Source organism: Lentzea jiangxiensis, from assembly GCF_900104175.1.
Classification (GTDB): domain Bacteria; phylum Actinomycetota; class Actinomycetes; order Mycobacteriales; family Pseudonocardiaceae; genus Lentzea; species Lentzea jiangxiensis.
Genome location: NZ_FNIX01000001.1, coordinates 1,577,612 through 1,588,933, shown reverse-complemented (window position 1 = coordinate 1,588,933; position 11,322 = coordinate 1,577,612). Strand labels below are relative to the sequence as shown.

The following is an 11,322-nucleotide window of genomic DNA, read 5'->3' as shown; positions in this document are numbered from 1 at the left end:
TATTACTCTCAAAGGAATATCTCTGACGAGAGATATTCATATTACTGGCTGTGTTATCGGCACGCTGTTGAGTTCTCAAAGAACACGCGCTCATCATCACGGTCCGCCGCACGGCGACTCGATCCGAGGCTGTGTCGTACTGAAGCTTTTTGGTTGAAACATCCGACGCCCTTGGCCTCTGAGCTCAGAAGAGCTACCGGCTGGGTCTTCGTCGTTTCTCGGTCACCCACTCTACCACAGTCCGTGGAAGCTTGGTTCGTGACCCGTGTCGCGCTCCGTTCCGGTGTTCCCGGCCCGTTCCTCGCTGACATGGAGAAAGTTACACGCACGCCAACTGGCGGTCAAATCGGGGACAACCCAGCTCCCCACGGTCAGGAAACCGCAGGTCAGCAGCCCCGTACAGGACCCTCCGACCACGCTATCGCAGCGGAAACCCGGGCACACTGTGACCGCGATCACACCAAGAAACATCGAAGGCCGCCGGACCCAGGTGGGTCCGGCGGCCTCCTACGACCAGTACGTGCAGGTCAGGGCTCCACGTGCACGCTTGCGTTGTTGCGCTTGCCCCGGCGCAGTACCAGCCACTTGCCGTGGAGCAGATCCGACGACGCCGGCTTCCACTCCTCGTCGGTCACCTTCGCGTTGTTCACGTACGCGCCGCCCTCGTTGACGGTGCGCCGTGCGGCACCCCGGCTCTCGGCCAGGCCGGACGCGATCAGCAGGTCGACGATCGTCGGCTCGTCCGCCAGCCGCGCCTGCCCCTTGGGCGCCTCGGCCAGCGCCGCCTCCAGCACCGACGCGTCCAGGTCGCGCAGCTCGCCGCGACCGAACAGCGCCGACGACGCGAGGATGACCTGCTGCGTCGCTCGCTCGCCGTGCACCAGGTCGGTGAACTCCTGCGCGAGCCGCTTCTGCGCGGCCCGCTGGTGCGGCGCCTCCGCGGTCTGCTTCTCCAGCTCGTCCAGCTCCTCACGGGTGAGGAACGTGAACAGGCGCAGGTACCGCAGGACGTCGGCGTCACCGGCGTTCACGAAGTACTGGTACCAGGCGTACGGCGACGTCAGCTCCGGGTCGAGCCACACGTTGCCGCCACCGGTGGACTTGCCGAACTTGCGGCCCTCGGCGTCGGTGACGAGGGGGGCCGTCAGGGCGTGGACGTGCTTGCCCTCGACGCGGCGGATCAGGTCGACCCCGCCGACGATGTTGCCCCACTGGTCCGAGCCGCCGACCTGCAGCGCGGTGCCGTACTTGCGGTGCAGCCGCAGGTAGTCGTTCGACTGCAGCAGCAGGTAGCTGAACTCGGTGTACGACATGCCGTCGGTCTCGAGGCGGCGCTTCACCGTCTCGCGCGACAGCATGACGTTGATCGAGAAGTGCTTGCCGACGTCGCGCAGGAACTCGAGCGCGCTCATCTGGCCGGTCCAGTCGAGGTTGTTCTCGACGACCGCGCCCGTGGGCGAGGAGTCGAACTCGACGAACCGCTCCAGCTGGCCGCGGATGCGGTCGGCCCACTCGGCGACGGTGTCCAGGGAGTTCAGCGTGCGCTCACCGGTGTCGCGCGGGTCGCCGATCATCCCCGTCGCCCCGCCCGCCAGCACGATCGGCCGGTGCCCCGCCATCTGGAAGCGCTTGAGCATGAGCAGCGGGACCAGGTTGCCGGCGTGCAGCGACGGCGCCGTCGGGTCGAAGCCGCAATAGAGGGTGAGCGGGCCGGCGTCCAGGTCCTTCCGGAGCGCGTCGAGGTCGGTGGACGTCGCGATCAGGCCGCGCCAGGACAGTTCGTCAAGGATGTGCTCGCTCACGGCGCTCATTGTCCCTCACCTGGTCCAACGGGTTTCGACCCGGTGCCGGAACGGGTACGCACACGCCATGACGGAGCCACGTGACGAGTTACGGCGGCCCACCCAGCGGATGCCGTACGCGAACGAGCCGGTGCACATGCAGCGCATGGACGATCCGGTGGTGGAAGAGGTGGTCGAGCGAGACGACGACTACCGCAAGGCGCGGACGGTGCGGACTGTCTGCGCGATCATCGACATCATCTGCTGGACGTTCGCCATCGTGCTGTTGGTCCACATCTTCCTCGTGATCGCAGGGGCGAACTCCGGCAACGGGTTCTTCCAGTTCATCGCGGGTTGGGCGGACGGCATCACCCTCGGCCTGGACGGTCTTTTCACGTCCAGCACTCCGGCCGTGGCGACCCTTCTGAACGAGGGCCTCGCAGCCCTCCTGTGGTTGCTCATCGGCGCGTTGCTGACGAACCTGATCACGCGTGTCGCGCTGCCGTCTGATCACCGGCGCGCCTGGTACCGCAGGACCGTGCGGCACTAACACAATGGCGGCGTGGACGAGTACGAGTTCGACGTCGCCCTGTCCTACGCCGGGGAGGACCAGCACCTGGTCCTCCCCGTTGTCGCGTGTCTGAAAGACCTCGGCGTCGCGCTGTTCCACGACAAGGAGCGCGAGGCCGAGAAGTGGGGCGTCGACCTCGTGGAGTACTTCTCGCAGGCGTTCACGCAACGGGCGAGGTACGTGCTCCTCTTCAGCTCGCAGCACTACGTCGACAAGTGGGCGCGCCTGCAGCGCCGTGCCGCCTTCGGGCGGGCGGTGGAACAGCACACCGAGTACGTGCTGCCGATCCGGGTCGACGACACCGAGGTTCCCGGGCTCTCCCCCACCATCGCGTACCTGGACCTGCGCGTCCACGACGCCGGCACGATCGCGGACGCCGTCGTGCAGAAGCTGGCGCAGCACCGCGCCGAGTTCACCGCCAGGACTCCGATCACACCGAAGTCGGTGGCCGCGCTGGCACGCGAGAAGCCGCACGGCTGGGAGTACCTGCTCTACGTGACCGTTGTGGCGCAAGGACTCACGGAGCTGGAGTCGAAGTACTGGGAGCACTTCCTGCGGTACGCGCCCCGCAACGGGATGGTCGAGCACGGCAACGGCATCGACCTGATCCGCGACCGCAACGTGCTGCTGAGCGAGATCATCAAGGTCGCGGTGGACACGGTCTTCACGGCGGACACGCAGGAGGCCGCGTTCGGGCGGTCCGGGGTGCCGGGCGACCCGGACCGGATCGTGCACCTCGGCGGGCTGTTCGTGCGGACGTTCGACGAGATCCTGGAGTGGGCCCGCGAGATCCACGGCACCAGCTACGCGAGCGAGCCGGCGCGGACGGCGGCGCGCGTCCAGGCGCGGTTCGCCGACCAGCAGCTGCGGGCGATGCACACGGTCGCGCAGGCCTTGCGCGAAGTCGCGGACACCCTGGTCGAACGGCTGACCGCCGGCGAGCACATCGACATGACGGTGCCGTTGGTGTTCGAGGTGGACCCGGCTCTGGAGCAGGAGTTCAAGGCGGCGCTGGACAGGTTGTCACGCTGAGGTGCGGCGCTTGCCGCCTCTCTTGTACGTCGACACGGCCGGAGAGTCGATCCAGAACCGCCACGGCACGTCCATCGCCACAGCGACACCGACGCGAGGACCGGAACGCACGTCGGTAGCCGGTTCATCGGCCGCGTAGAGCCGAACGGGCGAGTCAGCGGATGTCAGGTCGAGGCCGTTCGACGACCGGTCCAGCCCCAGGACCTTGCACAGCCGCGCGGGTCCCTTGGCCAGCTCGGCGGCCGAGCGCGACGCGGGACGGCGGGAGAACGCCACGTCCTCACCGGCGACCACCTCGCCCGCACGCAGCAGGACCGCGCCCGGCACGCCGTCGGTCAGCGAGACGACGTTGGCGCAGAAGTGCATGCCGTACACGAAGTAGACGTACAGGAAGCCGGCCGGGCCGAACATGACCTCGTTGCGCGGGGTCTTGCCGCGGTAGCAGTGCGACGCCGGGTCGTCGCCGCCCCGGTACGCCTCCACCTCGACGACGCGCACGCGCACGTCGCCCGCCTCCAGGTACGAGCCGAGGAGGAGCCGGGCGGCATCGACCGGGTCGATGGCCAGCTCCTCCCTGGTCAGCAGCCTAGAACTCACGTGCGGAAGCAGCCTTCGCGACGAGGGCGTCCAGCTGTTCGCGGACGCGGGACGGCGCGGTGCCGCCCTGGGCGTCGCGGGAGGCGATCGAGCCCTCGACGGTCAGCACCGAGCGCACGTCCGGCGTCAGGGCGGGCGAGATGGCGGCGAACTCGTCGTCGGTCAGGTCTTCCAGGCCGACGCCGCGGGACTCCGCGGCACGCACGCACGCGCCGGCGGCCTCGTGGGCCACGCGGAACGGGACGCCTTGGCGCACGAGCCATTCCGCGATGTCCGTGGCCAGGGTGAAGCCCGCCGGGGCCAGCGACGCCATGCGGTCGACGTCGAACCTCAGCGTCGCCACCATGCCCGCGAACGCCGGCAGCAGGAGCTCGAGCTGCTCGACCGAGTCGAACAGGGGCTCCTTGTCCTCCTGCAGGTCGCGGTTGTACGCGAGCGGCTGGGCCTTCAGCGTGGCCAGGAGACCCGCGAGGTTGCCGATCAGGCGGCCGGACTTGCCGCGCGCGAGCTCGGCGACGTCCGGGTTCTTCTTCTGCGGCATGATCGAGCTGCCGGTGGACCACGCGTCGTCGAGCACCGCGAAGCGGAACTCGGCGGTGGTCCAGATGATGACCTCCTCGGCGATCCGGGAGAGGTTCACGCCGATCATGGCCAGCACGAACGCGATCTCGGCGGCGAAGTCGCGGGAGGCGGTGCCGTCGATGGAGTTCTCGACGGGCGCGTAGAAGCCGAGGTCCGCGGCCACCTTCGCCGGGTCGAGGCCCAGCGACGAGCCGGCGAGGGCGCCCGAGCCGTACGGGGAGAACGCGGCGCGCTTGTCCCAGTCGTGCAGGCGGTCGACGTCGCGCAGCAGCGAGTGCGCGTGCGCCAGCAGGTGGTGCGACAGCAGCACGGGCTGGGCGGACTGCAGGTGCGTGCGGCCCGGCATGACGGCGCCGAAGTGCGTCTCCGACTGCGCGGCCAGGGCGTCGACGACGTCGAGCACACCGGCGGCGACGCGGCGGGCGGCGTCGCGCAGCCACATGCGGAACAGCGTCGCGACCTGGTCGTTGCGGGAACGGCCCGCGCGCAGCTTGCCGCCGAGCTCGGTGCCCGCGCGGTCGATCAGGCCGCGCTCCAGCGCCGTGTGGACGTCCTCGTCCTCCAGCACGGGGGTGAAGGCGCCGGACTCGACGTCGGCGAGGAGCTCGTCCAACGCCTTCTGCATGCCGGCCAGCTCGTCGTCGGTCAGCAGGCCGGCGGCGTGCAGCACACGGGCGTGCGCGCGCGAGCCCGCGATGTCGTACGGCGCGAGCCGCCAGTCGAAGTGCGTCGACAGCGACAGCCGCGCCATCGCCTCGGCCGGTCCCGACTCGAACCGGCCACCCCACAAAGAACTCATCACACGCAACTTTCAGCTAGCGAAGTCGTAGAGCGATTCTTCCGAACGGGCCACGAGTCCGACCACGCGGCCCTCGTACAGCGACACGTCCACCTCGCCGCACCCCGACGGCAGCGCCATCCGCGCCACCCGCACGGCCACGGACCCGAGGCTGGACCGGACCACGCCCGCGCGGAAGTTGAGCTCGCGGACGGCCTCGGCGACCGACACGGTCTCACCGTCCACCGCGACGGGCACACCCGCGTCGAACGTCAGGACGGCGTGCACGGGCTCATTCATCGCCGGACCCCGTGGCCAGCGCGGCGATCCGCTCGGCGAGCTCGGCGCCGGTCATCGGCTCGCGGGCCACGACCAGGATCGTGTCGTCGCCCGCGATCGTGCCGACGACCTCGTGCAGCGCCGCCCGGTCGAGCGCGGAGGCGAGGAACTGCGCGGCCCCGGGCGGGGTGCGCAGGACGGCCAGGTTGGCCGACGAGTCCGTCGACACCAGCAGCTCGCCGAGCACGCGCGCGAGGCGGGTTGTGCCGCTTTGGACGCCGCGCACGGGGCTGCCGTCCTCGGGGATGACGTAGATCGGCGCGCCGCCGTCGGGGCCGCGCAGCTTCACCGCGCCGAGCTCGTCCAGGTCGCGCGACAGCGTGGCCTGGGTGACCTCGATGCCCTCCGCGGCGAGGAGTTTCGCGAGCTCGGACTGGCTGCGGATGACGAGTTGGCTGACCATCTCGACGATGCGGCCCTGACGTGCGGTGCGAGTCATGACGACTGCTCCAGCAACCACACGAGAAGCGCCTTCTGCGCGTGCAGCCTGTTTTCGGCTTCCTGCCACACGAGCGACTGCGGTCCGTCGAGGACGTCGTCGGTGATCTCCCAGCCGCGGTGCGCGGGCAGGCAGTGCAGCACCGTCGAGTCCGGCTTGCCGGTGGCGGCCAGCAGGTCCGCGTTCACCTGGTACGGGCGGAACGGGCCGACGCGGTCCTTGCCGTCGTTCTCCTGGCCCATCGACGTCCACGTGTCGGTGACCAGCACGTCCGAGCCGTCGACCGACGCCAGCGGGTCGCTGATCAGCGCCACCGAACCGCCGGTCTCGGCGGCGCGCTTCTTGGCGTCCTGGAGGAACTGCGGGTTCGGCACGAAGCCCGCGGGCGCGCCGATGCGGACGTGCATACCGGCCGTGGCGCCCCCGAGCAGCAGGGAGTGCGCCATGTTGTTGGCGCCGTCCCCCAGGTACGTCAGCGTCAGTCCGGCCAGCTTGCCGTAACGGCGGCGGATCGTCTGCAGGTCCGCGAGGACCTGGCACGGGTGGAACTCGTCGGTCAGCGCGTTCACGACGGGGATGCGCGACACGGAGGCCATCGCCTCCATGCGCGCCTGCGCGAACGTCCGCCACACCACGGCGTCGACGTAGCCGGAGAGGATCCGCGAGGTGTCCTCGATGGTCTCCTCGCGGCCCAGCTGCATCGAGCGGCCGTCGATGATCACCGGGTTGCCGCCGAGCTGGGCGATGCCGACCTCGAACGACAACCGCGTGCGCGTCGAGTTCTTCTCGAAGATCACGGCGACGGACTTCGGGCCCGCCAGCGGCTTCGCGGTGAACCGGTCCGCCTTGTAGGTGTCGGCGAGGTCGAGGACGGCGGCCTGCTCCTCGGTGGTCAGGTCGTCGTCGCGCAGGAAGTGCCTCGGGCTCACGGCGTCTCCTCGAAGAAGGTGGGGAGCGCGGCGACGAAGGCCTGCGCGTCGGAGGTCTCGAGCACCAGCGGCGGGGCGAGCCGCAGCACGTCGGGTTGGATCGGGTTGATCAGGTAACCGGCCTTCTGCGCGGCAGCCGCGGCCTTCGCCGAGACCGCCTCGCGCAGCGTGATGCCGAGCAGCAGGCCTGCTCCCCGGACTCCGGAGATGGCGGGGTGGTGCAACGCCTCCACGCCCGCTGCGATCTCCTTGCCCACGGACGAGGCGTGCTCCAGCAGGCCTTCCGAGGCGATCGTGTCGAGCACCGCGAGCCCGGCTGCGCAGCACACCGGGTTGCCGCCGTAGGTGGTGCCGTGGTGGCCCGGCTTGAACAGCTCCGCCGCCGCGCCGAACCCGATGGTGGCGCCGAGCGGCAGCCCGCCGCCGATGCCCTTGGCCAGCGTGACGACGTCCGGCACGATCCCGGCCTGCTGGAACGCGAACCAGGTGCCGAGGCGGCCGATGCCGGTCTGCACCTCGTCGAGGACGAACAGCGCGCCGTGCTCGGCGGTGATCCGGCGGGCCTCCTGCAGGTAGCCGGCCGGAGGGACGACCACGCCCTGCTCGCCCTGGATCGGCTCGACGATGAAGGCCGCCGTCTCGTCGTCGATCGCGGCTTCCAGCGCTGCCACGTCACCGAACGGGATGTGCGAGACGCCGGGGACCAACGGCGCGAACGGCGCGCGCTTGGGCTCCTGGCCGGTCAGCGTCAGCGCGCCCATCGTGCGGCCGTGGAACCCGCCGATCGTCGAGACGACCTTGGTGCGGCCGGTCAGGCGCGCCATCTTCAGCGCGGCCTCGTTGGCCTCGGCGCCGGAGTTGCAGAAGAAGACCTTGCCGGGCTCGCCCGCGATGTCGAGCAGGCGTTCGGCGAGCTCGAGCGCGGGCTCGTTGACGTACAGGTTGCCGGTGTGGCCGAGCTTCGCGATCTGCGTCGAGACCGCCTCGACGATCGCCGGGTGCGCGTGCCCGAGGGCGTTGACCGCGAGACCGGTCAGCAGGTCGACGTACCGGTTGCCCTCCGCGTCCCAGACGTGCGCGCCCTCACCGCGTTCGAGCTGCAGCGAGGGTGTGCCGTAGTTGTCCATCATGGACTGTTGCCACCGCGTGGTCATTTGCCGTCCCCCAACACCATGGTGCCCACACCTTCCGAGGTGAAGACTTCGAGCAGAACGCTGTGCGCCAGCCGGCCGTCGATCACGTGCGCCTGCGGGACGCCGCCGCGCACCGCGCGCAGGCAGGCCTCCATCTTCGGCACCATGCCGCTCTCCAGGTCCGGCAGGATCTCCTCCAGCTCGGAGGCGCGGATCTGGTTCAGCAACGACGATCTGTCCGGCCAGTTCGCATAAAGGCCTTCGACATCCGTGAGCACGACGAGCTTCTCCGCGCCGAGAGCGACCGCGAGAGCGCCGGCTGCCGTGTCCGCGTTCACGTTGTGCGGCACGCCGTGGATGTCCGGCGCAACGGAAGACACGACCGGGATCCGGCCCGCGCGCACGATGTCGAGCACCGCGTCCGGGTTGACCTCGGTGATGTCGCCGACGAGGCCGATGTCGACCTCTTCGCCGTCCACGACCGCCCCGCGACGGGTGGCCGTGAACAGGTGCGCGTCCTCGCCGGAGAGGCCGACGGCGTAGGGGCCGTGCTGGTTGATCAGGCCGACGAGCTCGCGCCCGACCTGTCCGACCAGGACCATCCGCACGACGTCCATGGCTTCCGGCGTCGTGACGCGCAGGCCGCCGCGGAACTCGCTGTGGATGCCGAGCCGGTCCAGCATGGACTTGATCTGCGGGCCGCCGCCGTGCACGACGACCGGGCGCAGGCCGCACAGCCGCAGGAACACCATGTCCTCGGCGAACGCCTTCTTCAGCTCGTCGTCGACCATGGCGTTGCCGCCGTACTTGACGACGACGAGCGCACCGCGGAAGCGCTCCAGCCACGGCAGCGCCTCGACGAGGACCGCCGCCTTCTCTTGTGCGTTCATGAGGAGTAAGCGCTGTTCTCTTCGACGTAGTCGTGGGACAGGTCCGTGGTGAGGACGGTGGCCTCGGCGTCGCCGACGTTGAGGTCGATGACGATCTCGATCTCCCGGCCGGAGAGGTCCGCCTCGGACCGGTCGCGGTCGCGCGTCCCGCCGCGGTAGAGCGACACCCCGTTGATCAGGATCTGCAGCACGTCCGGGTCGATCTCGGCGTCCGCGCGGCCGAGCGCCATCGCGATGCGGCCCCAGTTCGGGTCGCTGCCGAACAACGCGGTCTTCACCAGGTTGTCCTCGGCGACCGTCCGTCCGATCAGGACGGCCTCGGCCTCGGTGGCGGCCTGCCGGACGGTGATGCTGATCTCCTTCGTCACGCCCTCGGCGTCGCCCTGCAGCTGCTTGACCAGGTCTCCCGCGACCTCGGTCAGCAACGCGGCGAAGTCGTCGAACGAGGGCTCGACGGCCGAGGCGCCGGAGGCCAGCACCAGCACGGTGTCGTTGGTGGACGTGCCACCGTCGACGTCGAGCCGGTCGAACGTCCGCGAGGTCGCGAGGCGCAACGCCCGGTCGAGCTGCTCGCCGGAGATCTTCGCGTCGGTGGTGATCACCGACAGCATCGTCGCGAGGTTCGGGGCGAGCATGCCCGCGCCCTTCACGAACCCGCCGACCGACCAGCCCTGCCCGGAGGCCTTCCACGACTGCTTGGGGCGGCTGTCGGTGGTCATCACGCCGGTGGCGGCGTTCAGCCCGGCCTGGTCCGTGGAGTCGAGCTCCTTCGCGACGTTCTCGACACCGGTCAGCACCTTGTCCATCGGGAGGCGCTCGCCGATCAGGCCGGTGGAGCAGACCGCGACGTCGACCGCGCCGGCGCCGAGCACCTCGGCGACCTTCTCGGCGGTGGCGTGGGTGTCCTGGAAGCCCTCGGGACCGGTGCACGCGTTGGCGCCACCGGAGTTCAGCACGACCGCGGTGAGACGGCGGGACTGGACCACCTGCTGCGACCACAGCACCGGCGCGGCCTTCACCTTGTTCGTGGTGAAGACGCCCGCGGCGGCGTCGGACGGCCCGTCGTTGACGACGAGCGTGAGGTCCAGCGCGCCGGACCCCTTGATCCCGGCGGCGATCCCGGCGGCCCGGAAGCCCCGGGGCCCGGTGACGCCCTTGTTGCGGTTCACGGAGCGACTCCAACGGTCGAGAGGCCGGTCGTTTCCGGCAGTCCGAGAGCGAGGTTCATGCACTGGACCGCGGCACCGGCGGTGCCCTTGGCCAGGTTGTCGACGGCGGCCACGACCACGAGCCGGTTCAGGTCGGCGTCGACGGCGACCTGCAGCTGTACGGCGTTCGAACCGAGAACGGCGTTCGTCGTCGGCCAGAGACCTTCGGGCAGGAGGTGCACGAACGGCTCGTCCGCGTACGCCTTCTCGTAGGCCTCGCGAACGTTTGCGCCGTCTTGGAGCTGCGCGGTGCAGGTGGCGAGGATGCCGCGGGACATCGGCGCGAGCACCGGCGTGAAGCTGACGCCGATCGGACGACCGGCCGCCGCGCTCAGGTTCTGCTTGATCTCGGGCGTGTGCCGATGCGCGCCGCCGACGCCGTACGCGCTCGCGGACCCCATCACCTCGGAGCCGAGGAGGTTCGGCTTCAGCGACTTGCCGGCGCCGGACGTGCCGGACACGGCGACGATGACGACCTCGTCCTCGATGAAGTCCACGGCCGGTGCGAGCGCCAGGGAGGAGACGGTCGGGTAGCAGCCGGGGACGGCCACGCGGCGTGCGCCGACGAGAGCGTCCCGCCCGTTGGGAAGCTCGGGCAGCCCGTACGGCCAGGTGCCCGCGTGCTCGCCGCCGTACCACCGCTTCCAGTCGTCCGCGCTGGTCAGCCGGTGGTCGGCACCGCAGTCGATCACGAGGGTGTCGTCGCCCAACTGCTCGGCGAGCGCGGCGGAGTGGCCGTGCGGAAGGGCGAGGAACACCACGTCGTGGCCCTTGAGGGTCTCGGCTGTGGTGTCTTGTAGCCGTCGGTCGGCGAGCGGCAGGAGGTGCGGCTGGTGCTTCAGCAGGCTGTCACCGGCGCTGCTGTTGGCCGTCAGCGCGCCGATCTCGATGTCCGGATGGCCGAGTAGCAGGCGGAGCAGCTCGCCACCCGCGTACCCGCTGGCGCCCGCGACCGCGATCCTCACTGTCATGCGCATGATTATGCACGGTCATGCAAACTCACTCAACCAACTGTGGCCACCCGGCCATCCGAACGGGCCACC

12 protein-coding genes are annotated in these 11,322 nt (G+C 70.0%); 2 read left to right on the top strand and 10 right to left on the bottom strand.

Annotated elements, in window-relative coordinates; all coding sequences use genetic code 11:
- Positions 1 to 527: 527 nt before the first annotated feature.
- Positions 528 to 1,802, bottom strand: a complete 1,275-nt coding sequence (gene tyrS, locus BLQ91_RS07800; RefSeq protein ID WP_090096087.1) for a tyrosine--tRNA ligase — start codon at positions 1,800 to 1,802, stop codon at positions 528 to 530.
- Positions 1,803 to 1,869: 67 nt separating this feature from the next.
- On the opposite strand from tyrS, the gene BLQ91_RS07795 reads away from it, so the two are divergent.
- Positions 1,870 to 2,331 (top strand): hypothetical protein, encoded by a 462-nt coding sequence (locus BLQ91_RS07795; protein WP_090095869.1) that lies wholly within the window; start codon positions 1,870 to 1,872, stop codon positions 2,329 to 2,331.
- A 12-nt stretch (positions 2,332 to 2,343) separates the two neighbouring features.
- Positions 2,344 to 3,384, top strand: coding sequence for a toll/interleukin-1 receptor domain-containing protein (locus BLQ91_RS07790; RefSeq protein ID WP_090095868.1), 1,041 nt, complete (start codon positions 2,344 to 2,346; stop codon positions 3,382 to 3,384).
- Here the strand turns inward: BLQ91_RS07790 and BLQ91_RS07785 are convergent.
- From BLQ91_RS07785 to argC, 9 genes are read right to left on the bottom strand one after another with little or no spacing between them, the layout of a single operon-like run.
- On the bottom strand, positions 3,376 to 3,981 hold the full coding sequence (locus BLQ91_RS07785) for a DNA-3-methyladenine glycosylase (RefSeq protein ID WP_236222495.1): 606 nt from the start codon (positions 3,979 to 3,981) through the stop codon (positions 3,376 to 3,378). The two genes, BLQ91_RS07790 and BLQ91_RS07785, sit on opposite strands and share 9 nt — an antisense overlap.
- Complete coding sequence (gene argH, locus BLQ91_RS07780; protein WP_090096086.1) at positions 3,971 to 5,362, bottom strand: argininosuccinate lyase; 1,392 nt, start codon at positions 5,360 to 5,362, stop codon at positions 3,971 to 3,973. Before argH ends, BLQ91_RS07785 begins: the two co-directional genes overlap by 11 nt.
- Before the next feature lie 12 nt (positions 5,363 to 5,374).
- On the bottom strand, positions 5,375 to 5,641 hold the full coding sequence (locus BLQ91_RS43730) for an argininosuccinate synthase (RefSeq protein ID WP_143022553.1): 267 nt from the start codon (positions 5,639 to 5,641) through the stop codon (positions 5,375 to 5,377).
- Positions 5,634 to 6,119 carry an arginine repressor gene (locus BLQ91_RS07770; protein ID WP_090095867.1) on the bottom strand — a complete coding sequence of 162 codons (486 nt, stop codon included), beginning with the start codon at positions 6,117 to 6,119 and terminating at the stop codon, positions 5,634 to 5,636. Before BLQ91_RS07770 ends, BLQ91_RS43730 begins: the two co-directional genes overlap by 8 nt.
- Entirely contained in the window at positions 6,116 to 7,048 is a 933-nt protein-coding gene (gene argF, locus BLQ91_RS07765) for an ornithine carbamoyltransferase (protein WP_090095866.1), read from the bottom strand. Before argF ends, BLQ91_RS07770 begins: the two co-directional genes overlap by 4 nt.
- On the bottom strand, positions 7,045 to 8,202 hold the full coding sequence (locus tag BLQ91_RS07760; RefSeq protein ID WP_090095865.1) for an acetylornithine transaminase: 1,158 nt from the start codon (positions 8,200 to 8,202) through the stop codon (positions 7,045 to 7,047). Before BLQ91_RS07760 ends, argF begins: the two co-directional genes overlap by 4 nt.
- Positions 8,199 to 9,071 (bottom strand): acetylglutamate kinase, encoded by an 873-nt coding sequence (gene argB / locus BLQ91_RS07755; protein ID WP_090095864.1) that lies wholly within the window; start codon positions 9,069 to 9,071, stop codon positions 8,199 to 8,201. Before argB ends, BLQ91_RS07760 begins: the two co-directional genes overlap by 4 nt.
- Positions 9,068 to 10,240, bottom strand: a complete 1,173-nt coding sequence (gene argJ / locus BLQ91_RS07750; protein WP_090095863.1) for a bifunctional glutamate N-acetyltransferase/amino-acid acetyltransferase ArgJ — start codon at positions 10,238 to 10,240, stop codon at positions 9,068 to 9,070. Before argJ ends, argB begins: the two co-directional genes overlap by 4 nt.
- Positions 10,237 to 11,250 carry an N-acetyl-gamma-glutamyl-phosphate reductase gene (argC, locus tag BLQ91_RS07745; RefSeq protein WP_090095862.1) on the bottom strand — a complete coding sequence of 338 codons (1,014 nt, stop codon included), beginning with the start codon at positions 11,248 to 11,250 and terminating at the stop codon, positions 10,237 to 10,239. The genes argJ and argC overlap by 4 nt, the downstream gene beginning before the upstream one ends.
- Positions 11,251 to 11,322 lie beyond the last annotated feature (72 nt).